Origin of the sequence: Pseudomonas sp. (assembly GCF_050739935.1) — a bacterium.
GTDB lineage: Bacteria > Pseudomonadota > Gammaproteobacteria > Pseudomonadales > Pseudomonadaceae > Aquipseudomonas.
Map to the genome: position 1 here is coordinate 39,201 of NZ_JBOICF010000077.1, position 15,379 is coordinate 54,579.

12 protein-coding genes are annotated in these 15,379 nt (G+C 59.8%); 4 read left to right on the forward strand and 8 right to left on the reverse strand.

The features are described from left to right. Positions 1 to 31: 31 nt before the first annotated feature. The 5 genes from ACRER8_RS15470 to acnA form a co-directional block, all read right to left on the reverse strand. Positions 32 to 691: a hypothetical protein gene (locus ACRER8_RS15470; protein WP_431747110.1), complete on the reverse strand. Its 660-nt coding sequence runs from the start codon at positions 689 to 691 to the stop codon at positions 32 to 34. Between the two features lie 570 nt (positions 692 to 1,261). Beyond that, a complete protein-coding gene (locus tag ACRER8_RS15475; protein ID WP_431747111.1) occupies positions 1,262 to 1,783 on the reverse strand; it encodes a hypothetical protein in 522 nt (173 codons plus the stop codon). Positions 1,784 to 2,064: 281 nt separating this feature from the next. Continuing rightward, positions 2,065 to 3,630, reverse strand: coding sequence for a methyl-accepting chemotaxis protein (locus tag ACRER8_RS15480; RefSeq protein ID WP_431747112.1), 1,566 nt, complete (start codon positions 3,628 to 3,630; stop codon positions 2,065 to 2,067). Between the two features lie 103 nt (positions 3,631 to 3,733). Next, positions 3,734 to 4,525, reverse strand: coding sequence for a CPBP family intramembrane glutamic endopeptidase (locus ACRER8_RS15485; RefSeq protein ID WP_431747113.1), 792 nt, complete (start codon positions 4,523 to 4,525; stop codon positions 3,734 to 3,736). A 308-nt stretch (positions 4,526 to 4,833) separates the two neighbouring features. Beyond that, positions 4,834 to 7,575, reverse strand: coding sequence for an aconitate hydratase AcnA (gene acnA, locus ACRER8_RS15490; RefSeq protein ID WP_431747114.1), 2,742 nt, complete (start codon positions 7,573 to 7,575; stop codon positions 4,834 to 4,836). Between the two features lie 236 nt (positions 7,576 to 7,811). On the opposite strand from acnA, the gene rlmM reads away from it, so the two are divergent. The 3 genes from rlmM to ACRER8_RS15505 all read left to right on the forward strand — a co-directional run bounded on the left by rlmM (position 7,812) and on the right by ACRER8_RS15505 (position 11,392). After that, positions 7,812 to 8,879, forward strand: a complete 1,068-nt coding sequence (gene rlmM, locus ACRER8_RS15495; protein WP_431747115.1) for a 23S rRNA (cytidine(2498)-2'-O)-methyltransferase RlmM — start codon at positions 7,812 to 7,814, stop codon at positions 8,877 to 8,879. A 175-nt stretch (positions 8,880 to 9,054) separates the two neighbouring features. Beyond that, entirely contained in the window at positions 9,055 to 9,618 is a 564-nt protein-coding gene (locus tag ACRER8_RS15500; protein WP_431747116.1) for a helix-turn-helix domain-containing protein, read from the forward strand. Positions 9,619 to 9,964: 346 nt separating this feature from the next. Continuing rightward, the gene (locus tag ACRER8_RS15505) at positions 9,965 to 11,392 is read left to right on the forward strand and encodes an FAD/NAD(P)-binding protein (protein ID WP_431747117.1); all 1,428 of its coding nucleotides are present in this window, start codon (positions 9,965 to 9,967) and stop codon (positions 11,390 to 11,392) included. A gap of 122 nt (positions 11,393 to 11,514) precedes the next feature. Here ACRER8_RS15505 and soxR read toward each other — a convergent pair whose 3' ends face one another. Next, entirely contained in the window at positions 11,515 to 11,976 is a 462-nt protein-coding gene (soxR, locus tag ACRER8_RS15510) for a redox-sensitive transcriptional activator SoxR (protein WP_431747118.1), read from the reverse strand. Positions 11,977 to 12,152: 176 nt separating this feature from the next. Between soxR and ACRER8_RS15515 the strand changes: the two genes are divergently transcribed. Continuing rightward, complete coding sequence (locus ACRER8_RS15515; protein ID WP_431747119.1) at positions 12,153 to 12,488, forward strand: antibiotic biosynthesis monooxygenase; 336 nt, start codon at positions 12,153 to 12,155, stop codon at positions 12,486 to 12,488. Between the two features lie 114 nt (positions 12,489 to 12,602). Here ACRER8_RS15515 and ACRER8_RS15520 read toward each other — a convergent pair whose 3' ends face one another. After that, positions 12,603 to 13,706, reverse strand: a complete 1,104-nt coding sequence (locus ACRER8_RS15520) for a sigma-54 interaction domain-containing protein (protein ID WP_431747121.1) — start codon at positions 13,704 to 13,706, stop codon at positions 12,603 to 12,605. 290 nt (positions 13,707 to 13,996) lie between these two features. Further along, the gene (gene ssuD / locus ACRER8_RS15525) at positions 13,997 to 15,133 is read right to left on the reverse strand and encodes an FMNH2-dependent alkanesulfonate monooxygenase (protein WP_431747120.1); all 1,137 of its coding nucleotides are present in this window, start codon (positions 15,131 to 15,133) and stop codon (positions 13,997 to 13,999) included. Positions 15,134 to 15,379: the final 246 nt, after the last annotated feature.

Genomic DNA, 15,379 nt, shown 5'->3' on the forward strand with positions numbered 1-15,379 from the left:
TGGTCCCGAGTACTGGACGCGCCAGACGGTGTTATTGCTGCAGCTTGCGTCGCCGAATCGCTCGGCCGCGCAGGGTCTTGGGATGGTTTTTCCCGTCGCTGCGCAGCACGATCTGCAAGGTTTCCGAAACCCCGACCAGACGCGCACGACGCACCACTTCGTAGCGAATCTCCACCGCGCCGGTTTTGTAGCTGCCCAGTTTCTCGGCGTTGAGGTACTGGATCATGCGCGGCCCGGAGCGACCATTGGCCTCACCGACAGTGGTATAGAACGTGCTGTTGCCCCAGCGCATCTTCAGTTGATCGCCGGCCCAGATTTTGGCCGAACGAGGGATGTTGATGTATATACCGGTGATGAGTTGTTCCTCGGTTACGACGCCATCCTTATCGCCGGTAAGAAAGGGTGCAGGGAGGGTAGGCGTGGCTTTCATTGCCTCCTGGTCAAGCTCCCAGGGAAAGCCCAAGGCGCCCTGCAGGTGCTCGGTGTAGAAGGTGGCGGTTTCGTTCGCCGTGGCTCCGGGAGGTTGAGTGGCATGCAGGTCTTCGTAATGCGGAACTGAAGCCTTGCGCAGTGTTGATTCGTCAAACTTCTCACTGTCATCCATTAACTGATCTTTCGTTGATTTTTTATGGTTATCCAAGTGGTTATCTTGTGGATTGGCGGGTGGCTGGATGTCCATTTCGTCTTCCATGGAAGCTCCTTGGTCAGATAGTTGTTTCAGTGTTTAAAAATCAGACGGCGACAACCTAATTTGTAGGAAGCGAGCGTCTCGGTTGCATATGTTCGATTCGCAGAAAGCCACTGTCAATCAAGCGACTTGCAGAGGTTTACATAGCTTCGCGGAATAATTTTTTTCACTTGAAGAAAATGCTGTGATGTGAATTTCTCCATGTTTCGCCTGTTCTGAAGGGTCTGTAAGTACATATGTACCGCATACTCTGTTGTGAACCGTGTTTGAAATCCGGAGCATTCCTACGTGGCTGTAGGTTTTGGGGAAATAAGCGCAGAAAAAATAAATCTAGATAATTCCTGTTGAGCATTGTTTAAGCAAACCCCTACGCATATGCATGGAGGTCTATCCCTCAAATATTCGAACGAATATCTAAATTATGCTGTTACAAAGTGAGTGATAAGGTCACTGGTAGGGATTTGATCGAGTGATTGCCCGCCCGGTCGGTAACCGAGTAGTCGATGACCACGTTTTGGGCTGCAAAGCTCTGCAGAGCTTCGCGTTCAAAAACAATCTCGATGGGGCGGATGGTCAGTTCGTCGGGCTGTACGGTGTGGATAGGCCCGGCGGTCCCGTTGCATGTGATCTGGATGATGTCGCCCGATTCCATGCCAGCGTAGCCTGGAACCAGTCCGGTGAAACGCTCGCCGACTGCATGGTCTGTAACATCATCGGCGCGAGCAGCGCGGCGCCGGGGGCCGAGCGGTCAACCTTCAGCGTGACTTCCGGCGAAGGCGTATGTGAATCTGAATAAGGGCTGGACGCCATGTATCCCAGTCGATAGTTTCCATGCTCGGCCAACAGGTCTTCGCTAAGAAAAACCGTGAACAGCTCTCCGTTTTTGTCTGTCTCAGTGAATGCCCTTATGTCCCCCACTAATTCGCCATTCAGCGTGAGTTGGAAGTAATAACCCGGTTCAGCGGCCTCCCACATCTCGACCAGCACTGGAATTGGCGAGCTAAGGTCCGCTGATTTCAATAACCCGTCGGGGTATGCAATAGAAACGATGGGTAGGGACAGAGGAAGAGGTCTTTTCACATTTATATCGCTCATAACATTCTCCATAAAGCATAGTCATCTGGATCCTTCTGCAGGACGAGCGCTCAATTTATTAAGTGGCTTAGATCAGCGAAAACACCCTCGCGGTGTTATTTATTTATCGCTATCTGAATTTCAACTAATAGCGATCTCCCTTCTCTGTCAACCCTGCAATTCCCCTTAAAGCCTTAAAAAACTATCAGACAAAAAACTTCAGAAACTTCCTACTTTTTCACCGAGCAATAAAAAAGCCCCGGCAGGTTCGCTGCCGGGGCTTGGGGTAAACGTTTTGATTATCAGCGGTTGAAGCGTTCCACCAGCGAGTACTGACTGTTGGCAGTGTTGGTCAGTTCGGCGCTGAGGGTGGCGGAACGGCGAGCTTCGTCGGACGTCTGGTCGGCCAGTTGGGCGATGGTGGTGATGTTGCGGCTGACTTCTTCGGCGACTGAGCTTTGCTCTTCGGTGGCGGCGGCGATCTGGGTGGTCATGTCGGTAATGTTGGCCACCGCGTCGCTGATGCCCACCAGTGCCTTGTCGGCTTCCATGACCTGTTCTACGCCTTCTTCCGCCTGACGGCGACCGGTGTTCATGGTCTGCACGGCATTGTTGGCGGTCGCTTGGAGCTTGGCGATCAGCGAGTGGATCTGGCCGGTGGATTCGGTGGTGCGTTGCGCAAGTTGGCGAACTTCGTCGGCCACGACCGCGAAACCACGACCCATTTCGCCCGCGCGGGCGGCTTCGATGGCAGCGTTCAGGGCTAACAGGTTGGTCTGGTCGGCGATGCCTTTGATGACGTCGACCACGCCACCGATTTCATCGCTGTCCTTGGCCAGTTGGGTGACGGTCAGCCCGGTTTCGCCCACCGAGGCCGACAGGCGCTGAATGGCTTCGCGGGTTTCGCTGGCGATGTCACGACCACGGCGGGTCAGCTCGTTGGCTTGTTGGGTGGCGTCGGCGGTGCGTTGAACGTGGCTCGCGACTTCCTGGGTGGTGGAGGCCATCTGGTTGATAGCGGTGGCGACCTGTTCGGTTTCCACGCGCTGACGCTCCAGACCGCTGGAGCTGGCCTGCGCCAGACTGTCGGACTGCCGCGCCTGGGCATTCAGGTGTTCGGCGGTGTCCTGCAGGCGGGTGAGACAGGTCTTCAGACGTGCTTCCTGACTGAGAATGGACATTTCCAGACGCGCCTGCGGGCCACGGCTGTCGGTGTACATTTGCGCGATCAACGGATCGGAGGTGGTCTGTTCGGCCAGGCGCAGCAGACGTTTGATGCCGCGCTGCTGCCAGCTCAGGCCCAGCAAGCCCAGCGGCACGGACAAGGCCGCAGCCAGGGCGAAGCCCCAGTAGGAGTTGAGCCACACGCCGATCAGGAAGCTCAGCTGGCTGACCAAAATGAACGGCAGCCAGTCCTGCAGGACTGGCAACCAGGTATCGCGGGTCGGCACGGCGGATTTGCCGCTGTTGAGGCGTTGATACAGCGCTTCGGCGCGGCGGATCTGCTCGGCGGTAGGTTTGACCCGCACCGATTCGAAGCCCACAACCTGTTTGCTTTCGAAGATCGGCGTGACATAGGCGTTGACCCAGTAATGGTCGCCATTCTTGCAGCGGTTCTTGACGATGCCCATCCACGGCAGGCCCTGCTTGAGGGTGCTCCACATGTGTTCGAAAACCGCCGACGGGACGTCCGGATGGCGCACGGTATTGTGCGGCGCCTTGAGCAGTTCCTCATGGGAGAAACCGCTGATCTCGACGAACGCGTCGTTGCAGTAGGTGATCACGCCGCGCGCATCGGTGGTCGAGATCAGCCGTTGCTGCGCCGGGAAGGTTCGTTCGCGTTGGGTGATGGGCTGGTTATTACGCATAAGCTGTTCAATCCGGGAAGGCTTTGATGGGTTATCGGCCCGGTTGCCAGGAAATTAAGCGTTTTGTGAAGTGCATCATGGAGCGCTTGCGGTAGATCAGGCGTCAGCGATCGAACATCGGATAGGTGAACAGGCTGAAATGCGCGAGATTGAGCCCGAAATGGCTGATGACCGCCGCCGGTAAGCCGCCGAAACGATAGGCGATGCCGTAACCGATACCGGCGATACTCGCCAGCACCGTCCATTGCCAGCCGGCCCCCATATGGGCGAATCCAAAAAGCAGCGAGGCGATGATGATTGCCAATGTCTGGTGGCAAGGCGCGCGCTTCAGCAGACGGGTCAGGCCCCCTTGAACGTAACCGCGAAAGACCAGTTCTTCGGTGAGAGTCACCAGCAGCAGGTTGTTCAGCACCCAGATGCCGCCTTGCTCGGGCCATTTCGGTACCCAGCCTGTCTGGTGCATCGCGACGGCAATCATCAGGCATACCGCGGCCGTGACCGGCAACGTCATGCTGGTGGTGATCAGCGAGCGGCGTACCGATATGGCGGTAAACACCCACGGACAGGCCAGCGCAACCCAGAAGCCGATCAAGGGTTTATCGAGGTTCATATACATCGAAAAAGGCGCGGCTTCCGGGGTAAAGCGCACGGCGGCGATGACCCTGGCGCTATAAAAGCCGGGAAGCCAATGGCTGGCCAGACCCGCCGCCAAAGCGATAAACAGTGCGTGGCCGAAGGCACGGACGGCCCAATGAGTGAAATGACTGACGCAGATCCCCGCCATGATCAACAGACCGACGATGACCGCCACGGGAATGCTCAGTTGCCCGTACACCAGCGCGATGCAGTAACCGAGGGACAGGAGCGTAAGCGTGCTCCAGCGCAGCGCCGGCATGGTGTCGTCCTTGAACGTGAAATGAGGCCGGCGATTTTAACGTTGATTAAACAGGTGTGTATGTGGGAACGGGATGAAAGGTGTCTGAAAATCTGGTGAGGAATTCGGCGGGCCGTTGTAGGTTTTTTCTGAGGGCAGACGAAGATTGCCTGGCTTCTGGCGGGAGGCAGCGGGCGGCGTACCGATCTATAGCAGCATGGCTTGCTGGCGATGGCGATTCCAAAGGCGCCACCGCTAGCATGGCTTGCTGGCGATGGCGATTCCAAAGGCGCCACCGCTGACAAGCCGTGCTGCTACAGAAGATCAACTCACGCCGCAATCAACTGTCGCAATACATAGTGCAGAATCCCCCCGGCCTTGAAGTATTCCACTTCGTTCAAGGTGTCGATTCGGCACAGTACATCGACGTTTTCCTGTTGGCCGTTTTCCCGAGTGATTTGCAGCGTCAGGCTCATGCCCGGTTGCAGGGTCGCGCCGGTCAGGCCGGTGATGTTCAGCACTTCCTTGCCGGTCAGCTCCAGGGTTTTGCGGCTCTGACCATTCTTGAACTGCAACGGCAGCACGCCCATGCCCACCAGATTGGAGCGGTGGATGCGTTCAAAACTCTCGGCGATAACTGCCTTCACCCCCAACAGGTTGGTGCCTTTGGCCGCCCAATCGCGGCTGGAGCCGGTGCCGTATTCCTGTCCGGCGACGACCACCAGCGGCGTGCCTTCCTGTTGATAGCGCATGGCCGCGTCATAGATCGGCAGCTTCTCGTCGCTCGGCACGTGCAGGGTGTAGCCGCCTTCTTCATTGCCGAGCATTTCGTTGCGTATACGAATATTGGCGAAGGTGCCGCGCATCATCACTTCATGGTTGCCGCGTCGCGAACCGTAGGAGTTGAAGTCCTTGGGTTCCACGCCTTTGCTGCGCAGATAGCGGCCCGCAGGGCTGTCGGCCTTGATGTTGCCAGCCGGTGAGATGTGATCGGTGGTCACTGAGTCGCCGAGAAGCGCCAGCACCCGCGCCTTCTGCACATCGGCTATCACTGGCAACGGGCCCGCGACGTCGTCGAAGAACGGTGGATGTTGAATATAGGTGGAGTCGTCCTGCCATACGTAAGTCGGGTCCTTGGAGACCTGAATCGCCTGCCACTGCTCGTCACCGGCGAAAACTTCCGCGTACTCCTTGTGGAACATGCCGGTGCTGACGTTCAGCACGGCGTCGGCGATTTCCTGTTGTGTCGGCCAGATGTCACGCAGATAGACCGGCTTGCCGTCGCTGCCTTCGCCCAGTGGCTCGCTGCTGAGGTCCAGGCGTACGCTGCCCGCCAACGCATAAGCGACCACCAGTGGCGGAGAGGCCAGCCAGTTGGTTTTCACCAGCGGATGCACGCGGCCTTCGAAATTGCGGTTGCCTGACAGCACCGAAGCGACGGTCAGGTCGGACTGCTGAATGGCTTTTTCAATAGGGTCGGGCAGTGGCCCGGAGTTACCGATGCAGGTCGTGCAACCGTAGCCGACCAGATCGAAGCCCAGTTTATCGAGATACTCGGTAAGGCCTGCTGCCTTGTAGTAGTCGGTCACCACTTTCGAGCCGGGGGCCAGCGAGCTTTTCACCCACGGCTTGCGCTGCAGGCCTTTTTCCACGGCTTTCTTCGCCAGCAGACCGGCCGCCATCATCACACTGGGGTTCGAGGTGTTGGTGCAGGAGGTGATCGCCGCAATGACCACCGCGCCGTTTTTCAGGCGGTAGGTATTGCCCAGGTATTCATATTCCGCTTCACCGACCTGTTCGGCATTACCCACCGCCACGCCACCGCCGCCCTCGCTTTCCAGACGGCTTTCATCGTGTTTGCTGGGTTTGAGTGCGAGCCCGAGAAAATCGCTGAACGCCTGGGAAACGTCCGGCAATGCGACGCGATCCTGTGGCCGTTTCGGGCCGGCGAGGCTGGCGACCACCGACCCCATGTCCAGCTCCAGTGCATCGGTGAACACCGGTTCTGTGCCCGGCAGACGCCACAGCCCTTGTGCCTTGCAATAGGCTTCGACCAGTTTGACGGTGTCATCCGGACGCCCCGACAGACGCAGGTATTCCAGCGTCACGTCATCGACCGGGAAGAAACCGCAGGTCGCGCCATACTCAGGCGCCATGTTGGCGATGGTTGCGCGATCCGCCAGCGGCAGTTCCGCCAGGCCGTCGCCGTAGAATTCGACGAATTTGCCGACCACGCCTTTCTTGCGCAGCATCTGGGTCACGGTCAGCACCAGGTCGGTGGCCGTGATGCCCTCCTTGAGCTTGCCGGTGAGTTTGAAGCCGATCACTTCGGGGATCAGCATCGACACTGGCTGACCGAGCATCGCCGCTTCCGCTTCGATCCCGCCGACGCCCCAGCCCAGCACGCCGAGGCCGTTGATCATGGTGGTGTGGGAATCGGTACCCACCAGTGTGTCCGGGAAGGCATAAGTACGGCCGTCTTCTTCCTTGGTCCATACGGTACGGCCCAGGTATTCGAGGTTGACCTGGTGGCAGATCCCGGTGCCCGGCGGCACTACGCTGAAGTTATCGAACGCACTCTGGCCCCAGCGCAGGAAGGCATATCGCTCGCCGTTACGCTGCATTTCAATGTCGACGTTTTCGCCAAAGGCCTGCTTGTCGCCAAACTTGTCGACCATCACCGAATGGTCAATCACCAGATCCACCGGTGATAGCGGGTTAATGCGCTGCGGATCGCCGCCAGCCTTGGCCACCGCGGCGCGCATGGCGGCGAGGTCGACCACGGCGGGCACGCCGGTGAAATCCTGCATCAGCACGCGGGCAGGGCGGTACTGGATTTCCCGGTCGGATTTGCGCTCGCTGAGCCAGGCGGCCAGGGACTTGAGGTCTTCGCCGGTGACGGTCTTGTTGTCCTCCCAGCGCAACAGGTTTTCCAGCAGCACCTTGAGCGACATTGGCAGCTTGTCCAGATCGCCCAGTGTTTTGGCGGCATCGGGCAGGCTGAAGTAGTGATAGGTTTTGTTGTTGACGTCGAGTGTCTTGAGGCTTTTCAGGCTATCGAGGGAGGGCATGAACTAACTCCTTGACGAGTCCGCACGGTACGGACGGGTGAAACACGCAAAACGGTAAGACGATGTGTCGGCCCTCTGACAGGCGGCTTTAAACGGTCATTGAATAGTACTGGACCTTTGGCCTGCGCCAGTGGTTCCTGATTCCGCTATCATGCGCGGCTTTCGAGTCATTGAGGTGAAAGCCTCAAGTATAGGCCGCGTGGAATTCCTCACCGACGCGCCGTGGAGAAGATTCAGTGAACACCCTTTTCATGCATTGCCGTCCCGGTTTCGAGGGCGAGGTCTGCTCGGAAATCAGCGATCACGCCGCGCTCCTGGGCGTGTCCGGCTATGCCAAAGCCAAACCCAATGCAGCCTGCGCCGAGTTCGTGTGCACCGAGCCGGATGGCGCCGAACGTCTGATGAACGGGGTGCGTTTCACCGATCTGATCTTCCCTCGGCAATGGGCCCGCGGGGTGTTCCTCCAGTTGCCGGAAACCGACCGCATCAGCGTCATCCTCGAGCACATGGTCGATTTTGCGACCTGCGGCAGCCTGTGGCTGGAAGTGGTCGACACCAACGACGGCAAGGAGCTTTCGACTTTCTGCCGCAAGTTTGAAGGTCCACTGCGCAAGGCGCTGGAGAAAGCCGGCAAGCTGGTAGACAACCCGCGCTTGCCGCGTCTGCTGCTGACCTTCAAAAGTGGGCGCGAGGTGTTTCTGGGGCTGGCCGATGCCGACAATTCGGCGATGTGGCCGATGGGCATACCCCGTCTGAAATTCCCCCGTGAAGCGCCAAGCCGTTCGACACTGAAGCTGGAAGAGGCCTGGCATCACTTCATCCCCCGCGAGCAGTGGGACGAACGTCTGTCCGGGGACATGACCGGTGTCGATCTGGGCGCAGCGCCCGGCGGCTGGACGTATCAGTTGGTCAGACGCGGCATGCTGGTCACTGCCATCGACAATGGTCCGATGGCCGAGAGCCTGATGGACACCGGGCTGGTGCAGCATCTGATGGCTGACGGCTTTACCTACAAGCCGCGTCAGCCAGTGGACTGGATGGTCTGCGACATTGTCGAGAAACCCGCGCGCAATGCGGCATTGCTGGAAACCTGGCTGGGCGAGGGACTGTGCCGCGAGGCGGTGGTCAACCTCAAGCTGCCGATGAAGCAACGTTATGCTGAAGTGCGACGGCTACTGGACCGCATCGAAGAAGGCTTCAAGGCCCGAGGCGTCAGAGTATCGATTGGCTGCAAACAGCTGTACCACGATCGCGAGGAAGTCACCTGCCATCTGCGGCGGCTGGATATGAAGCAAAAGGCGTAAGCCCCGCTTAGATACCTTGCCCCTGTGACAGTCCGGCTTGCCGGCGGTGGCGTTTTCGAGATGGCTGCCACCGGCAAGCCGCGCTGCTACAGAGATGCACTGCGACAGGAAGCCATTCGTACGCTGCCGAAAGCCGGGCAATATATTGCGCAAGATGCCAACGGGGAGTGATCCAGTGCACAAGGAACATTCGCAACGCGCGTCGGTGTTGCAACACGTCAGCCTGAATGTGCGGCGTCTGCGGCATGCGGCGGATTTGAGTCAGACCGCACTTGCGGAAAAGTCCGGGGTCAGTCGGCGCATGTTGGTGGCGATCGAGGCGGGGGAGAAGAACGTCAGTCTGGCGACCCTCGATCGTGTGGCCGAGGCGTTGAACGTGGCGTTCAGCGATTTGATCCAGGCACCGGACGAGCGCGACCCGAGTCGCATCAATGAGCTCGCCTGGGCAGGGTCGTTGCCGGGTAGCAAGGCAGTATTGCTGGCCAAGGCGGTGGCGCGCAGCGGCGTGGAACTGTGGGAATTCACGCTGGAACCGGGCGAGGCCTACGTTGCCGAGGCAGACCCCGATGGCTGGAGCGAGCAAGTCTACGTGATCGAAGGCTGCCTGACCGTGGCCCTGCCGGAGCAAACCCGACAGGTCGCGGCGGGGGAGTTCCTCATGTTCGCCAGCAACCGGCCGCATGCCTATCGCAATGATGGTGCGGTGGGGCTGCGGTTTGTGCGTAATGTGGTGCTGTGAGGCGATGTCGCAGAGTTCGTGATCGCAGATATTTCGGTTGACCGTGGATCCCCTGTGGGAGCGAATTCATTGGCGAACAATATGTCAGGCAATAAAGATGTATCGCTCGCCAATCGCCAATGAAGTCGCTTCCACAAGGGGATTGCCGGGCCGCCAATGTTGATGAGGCAACAGCCGATCAACACTTTGCCCGCTTTGTACCCAGCAAATCCCTTCTATTCCGGCATTCTCCGTGCCTTGCATCCTTCATACCGAAACAGTCCTTCCAAGGTCCTGTTTGAATCCATCCCCATGCTCGCCATAATCGGGCATGCGCGCCGTCACGGCGGAGAAAAGGCGAACAACAATGACTTCAGAGAACAATCGACCCGACGCTGACATCTTGATCGTCGGTGGCGGCCTCAGCGGCACCATGCTCGCGGTGCAGTTGTTGCGTCAGCCGGGCCAGCGCCGAATCGTGATCGTCGAAACTCGCAGCGAACTGGGTCGGGGCGAGGCCTACAGCGCCACCGAGCTGGGTCACACCCTCAATGGCAATGCCGCGCGCATGAGTGTCGACCCGGACGATAGCGACGACCTGACCCGCTGGCTGGGCGAATTCATTGCCGCGGGCGGCTGGCCGGAGTCGGACCAGCAACACGTCCCGGTCGCCGAGCTGTTTCCGCCGCGCGGGATTTTCGGGCTGTATGTTCAGCAACGTCTCGCCGAAGCCCAGAAGGCAGGCGCGCAATATGGCTCAACGGTCGAGCATGTGCGCGGTGAGGTCGTCGACCTGCAAACCGACGCCCCGGGCATCCGCCTTACTCTGGCCGACAACACCCAGTTGAGCGGGCGCTTCGGCGTGCTGGCCACCGGCATGTTCGCCGCCGCCCGTACGCCGCAACGCAACGCTGACGGGAAATCCGACACCCTGAATGCCGCAGCAGTGGACCCGTGGGATGTCGAGGCGATGCGCCAGCTCGATCCCCAGGGTCGGGTGCTCATCATCGGTTCTGGCCTGACGATGGTCGATGCCGTGGTCTCGCTGGAACAGGCCGGGCATCGTGGCCCCATCGATGTGTTCTCCCGCCATGGTCTGCTGCCCCATGTGCGCCGTCAGCCACCGAGTTGGCCTGACTTTCTCGCCGCCGATCACAGCATTCGCAGCACCCGGCAACTGGTCCGTGCGCTGCGTGAGCACTGCGAACAGGCGATCACTCAGGGCATCGACTGGCAGGCGCCGCTGGACACAGTGCGGGTGCATATCCCACGGCTGTGGGGGCAGGCGACTGACCTTCAGCGTCGACAGTTCGTGCGGCATGTGCGGCCATGGTGGGAAAGTCATCACCACCGCTCACCACCGCCCAGCGCGCAGTTGCTGGATCGGTTGCTGCACGAAGGGCGGTTGAACATTCACGCCGCATCGTTACAGGCAGTGCAGGCTCATGAGGCAGGGCAGGTACGAATCAACCTTCGCTATCGCGGCGAAGATCAGTCGACCGAAGTGAGTGGCGCGGCGTTGATCAATTCCACCGGCATTCAATACGACTGGCGCCGCGTTGATCGCCCTTTGCCTCGGCAGTTGCTGGCGCGCGGTCTGATTCAGCCGGGGCCCTTGGCACTGGGGATCGCGGCGGATCCGGGAGGCGCAGTGCTGGACGCGTCGGGTGAGGTTTCAGATCGCCTGTTCGCGATGGGCCCGCCGTTGCGTGGCCTGTGGTGGGAAAGCACGGCTGTGACCGATGTGGCGTTGCAGGCCAAGGCACTGGCGGCGCGGTTGGTGGCTGTCGAATGATCGTCAATCCGCTGTAGCAGCACGGCTTGCCGGCGGTGGCATTGGTGCAATTACTACCACCGGAGTGGCGAACCATTGCGTCGTCCCCCGCTGGCAGGGACGCTGGCCAGCCCGCAGAACCTTCAATCCTGATCCAGCAGGCGCGGCCCGGCGCCGCTTTCCCCCAGGCTGTCGCCCCAGTTGCGCAGCGGGCAGGCCTGCATGGACAGGCAGCCGCAGCCGATGCAACCGCTGAGCTGATCGCGCAGGGCGGTCAGGCGATTGATGCGCTCATCGAGGTCGTTTTTCCAGCGTTCTGAAAGCCGCGTCCAGTCGTCAAGGCTGGGAGGATGATCCTGGGGCAGCGTTTGCAGGGCCGCTTGAATGGTCGCCAGGGGAATGCCCAGGCGTTGCGCGGTCTTGATCAACGCCACCCGCCGCAGCACGTCGCGGGTATAGCGGCGTTGGTTGGCCGCGTTTCGTTGGCTGCTGATCAGCCCCTTGGCTTCATAGAAACGCAGCGCGGTAATCGCCACGCCGCTACGTGCCGATAGTTGGCCTACAGTCAATTCCCGGGCGAGTTGCGGTGCATCGGTGGTGTGCATGCGGTTCCTTTAATGGCCTATTGACGGGAATAAGAAGCTTGACCTCTAGCTAAGTGGAGGTTCTACCCTTCGCGGCGTCGGTTCGCAACAGGCTATACAGCGCAAGAAACGTAGTTTGTGTGAATGGGCGAAGCAGCATCCTGTGCAGCGACATCAGTCATCAATGGAGAGCGTTCATGACGTCACAAGACTCAAACCTTCCTTTCAGTCAGTTCGTCGAGTTTGCAGTAGATCCGCGCCATCACGCCGGTCTGGTGACGGCCCTGAACGAGCGCTTCGAGCGCATCACCCGAACCTACCCAGGCTTTATCCGCGCCAGCGTGCATGTGAGCGAAGATCGAAAGCGCGTGCTCAGTCACGTGCTGTGGCGGTCGAAAATGGACTGTGAAAAAGCGCTGGAGAATGCCGAGCAGGGGGAAGGGGATTTGTGGGAAATGATCCGCACCCACCGCGCCACGGCGATGACGTTCAATGCCTATGAAATGGTGGGGGAAACCGTCGCGCCGCGCTGATCAGAAAACGCTGTTGCCGCTTTAGCGGTCCGGCTTGCGGTGGCGGCGGCAGGATCGCTGCCGATCCATCCAGCACGTCATTCGCGAGACGTCCCCCTGGCCACGCAGAAGGCGTCAAACCGACAGCTGCATCATCCGGTCGCCCTGCAGCTGTTCGCCGGGCCGACGTTTGTTCACCGCCAGTTCCCCGATCTTGATCAGTCGCGCGCGAATCACATTGCGGCTCAGGCCCAGCAATTGCGCGGTATGCACCTGGTTGTAGTGACTGAATCGATAAGCGGCGCGCAACAGGGCGTCTTCGACTTTTTCATGCAGGGCGCCGGCTTGCTCTTCAAAGAGCTTCTGAAAGGCCCGGGCGAGCAGGGCGTCGGTGGAGTCGTCGACCACCGGTGCCGATTCTTCCTGGCGCTCCAGACGCAGGTTCGACAGACGCAAATCGCTGGCCTGAATCACGCCATTGCGGCAAATCAGCAGCGTGTGATGAATCACGTTTTCCAGCTCGCGAATATTGCCCGGCCAGCTGTAGGTACGCAGCTTGTGTTCGGCGTCGCTGCTGATCTGAATCGGCCCGCAGCCCAGACGCTGACGGTAGACGTCGATGAAGTGGTGCGTCAGCGGCATGATATCGCCGGGGCGCTCGCGCAGCGTGCTCAACTCCAGGTTGACCACGTTGAGGCGGTAGAACAGGTCTTCGCGGAAATGCCCGGCGTTGATCGCCCGTTCCAGCTGCACGTTGGTAGCCGCCAGTACGCGCACATTGATCGGCGTGCTCTTGCGTGAGCCCAGGCGCACCACCTCACGCTCCTGCAATACGCGCAGCAGTTTGACCTGGATGGCCATCGGCAGATCGCCGATTTCGTCTAGGAACAGCGTGCCGCCGTTGGCTTCCTCGAACCAGCCGGCCTTGGCGGTCAGGGCGCCGGTGAAGGCACCTTTCTCATGACCGAACAGCTCGGCCTCCACCAGGGATTCGGAAAACGCACCACAGTTCACCGCCACGAAGGGCTGATGACGACGACCGCTCAAATTATGGATATGACGCGCGACCAGTTCCTTGCCGGTGCCGGTTTCGCCGATGATCAGCACACTGGCGTCGCTCGGCGCGACCTGTTGCACGTGGGCCAGCAGTGCCTGGGATTTGGGGTCTTCGAAAACCTGCGCAGTGGCGCGGATCGAGGTAGCCAGGGCCGGGGAGGGCGGTAACGTCAGTAGCTGCATGGGGATCACTTGTGGTTGAAGCGGAACGCTGGCGGTCATTCGGGGACTCCTTGTCGCGGCGGCTGATCGTTCCCACGCTCGCGCGGGGATGGCAACCACGACGCTCTGCGTCAGACAGTGGACCCAGGGCGTCCGGGAATGCGTTCCCACGCAGGTGTGGGAACGATCAACACAGTTACGCGGCAAACGGTGTTTGCTGAGGAAGTGAGCGTGCTCACGAATGCTGTTTCACATCCGCTGAAGAGGTGGCGAATGTGCCGACCTCTTGGTGCAAGCTCACCCCCAGGGGGTTACTTCTGCGGCGGCAAATCGTTGGCGATCATCTCGCCGAATGGCCCGGTCAGGTTGGTGATGCCGCGACCGGCCAGGCTGCGATACGGTTCAGGCAGCAGCGGGAACACCAACTCGGCGAAGCGGTAGGCTTCTTCCAGATGCGGGTAGCCGGAGAAGATGAAGCTTTCGATGCCCAGGTCCGCGTATTCCTTGATCCGCGCGGCGACTTCTTCCGGGTTGCCGACCAATGCAGTGCCGGCACCGCCACGCACCAGGCCGACGCCGGCCCACAGGTTCGGGGCGATTTCCAGGTTATCGCGGCGACCGTCGTGCAGTGCGGCCATGCGGCGCTGGCCTTCGGAGTCGAAGCGGGAGAAGGATTTCTGTGCAGCGGCGATGGTTTCGTCACTGATGTGCTCGATCAGGGTATCGGCGGCTTTCCATGCCTCTTCGCTGGTTTCACGCACGATCACATGCAGACGAATCCCGAACTTGACCGTACGGCCGTTGCGCGCGGCGCGTTCGCGGATATCGGCCAGTTTTTCGGCGACTGCCGCAGGCGGCTCACCCCAGGTCAGGTACACGTCGACCTGCTCGGCGGCCAACTCGTGAGCGGCCTCTGAAGAACCGCCGAAATACAGTGGCGGGTAGGGCTTCTGGATCGGCGGGTACAACGCCTTGGCGTTCTGCACCTTCAAGTGCTTGCCTTCGAAGTCCACCGCTTCGCCTTGCAGCACGCGGCGCCAGATTTTCAGGAATTCGTCGGTGACTTCATAGCGCTCGCTGTGACTGAGGAAGCTGCCGTCGCCGCGATTTTCGTCAGGATCGCCGCCGGTAACGACGTTGATCAGCAGACGACCGCCGGACAGGCGATCGAGCGTGGCCGCCATACGCGCGGAAACGGTCGGGGAGATGATGCCCGGACGAATAGCTACCAGATAACGCAGACGCTCGGTCAGCGGCACCAGCGCTGAGGCGATCACCCAGGAATCTTCGCAGGAACGACCGGTCGGGATCAGCACGCCGTGGAAACCCAGATCGTCGGCAGCCTGAGCTACCTGCTTCAGGTAGTTGAGCGTGACCGGGCGTGCACCCTTGGTGGTACCCAGAAAGTGGCCGTCGCCGTGTGTCGGTAGAAACCAGAAAACATCCATGAGAAATCCTTCGAGCGGAATCAGTGGCTTTGGGAATTGGGAATAAGTCGGCTATTTATAGAGGTTGTGATTTATTCCGTAAAAGAACTGAATTCCATATTTTTAGAACTAATGGAGATATGCCTGTATTTACGTTTTGAAAAGTATGCTTGGCGCGCGGTGTTGTTGTCCGCGATCCAACTGTAGGAGCCGGCTTGCTGGCGAACGCGGTGTGTAATCCAGCATTTATGTGTCTGACACTCCGCA

Bases quoted from the DNA above. Each gene is read 5' to 3' on its own strand.
- ACRER8_RS15470 (WP_431747110.1), bottom strand. From the start codon at position 691: ATGGAAGACGAAATGGACATCCAGCCACCCGCCAATCCACAAGATAAC.
- ACRER8_RS15475 (WP_431747111.1), bottom strand. From the start codon at position 1,783: ATGAGCGATATAAATGTGAAAAGACCTCTTCCTCTGTCCCTACCCATC.
- ACRER8_RS15480 (WP_431747112.1), bottom strand. From the start codon at position 3,630: ATGCGTAATAACCAGCCCATCACCCAACGCGAACGAACCTTCCCGGCG.
- ACRER8_RS15485 (WP_431747113.1), bottom strand. From the start codon at position 4,525: ATGCCGGCGCTGCGCTGGAGCACGCTTACGCTCCTGTCCCTCGGTTAC.
- acnA (WP_431747114.1), bottom strand. From the start codon at position 7,575: ATGCCCTCCCTCGATAGCCTGAAAAGCCTCAAGACACTCGACGTCAAC.
- ACRER8_RS15505 (WP_431747117.1), top strand. From the start codon at position 9,965: ATGACTTCAGAGAACAATCGACCCGACGCTGACATCTTGATCGTCGGT.
- soxR (WP_431747118.1), bottom strand. From the start codon at position 11,976: ATGCACACCACCGATGCACCGCAACTCGCCCGGGAATTGACTGTAGGC.
- ACRER8_RS15515 (WP_431747119.1), top strand. From the start codon at position 12,153: ATGACGTCACAAGACTCAAACCTTCCTTTCAGTCAGTTCGTCGAGTTT.
- ACRER8_RS15520 (WP_431747121.1), bottom strand. From the start codon at position 13,706: ATGCAGCTACTGACGTTACCGCCCTCCCCGGCCCTGGCTACCTCGATC.
- ssuD (WP_431747120.1), bottom strand. From the start codon at position 15,133: ATGGATGTTTTCTGGTTTCTACCGACACACGGCGACGGCCACTTTCTG.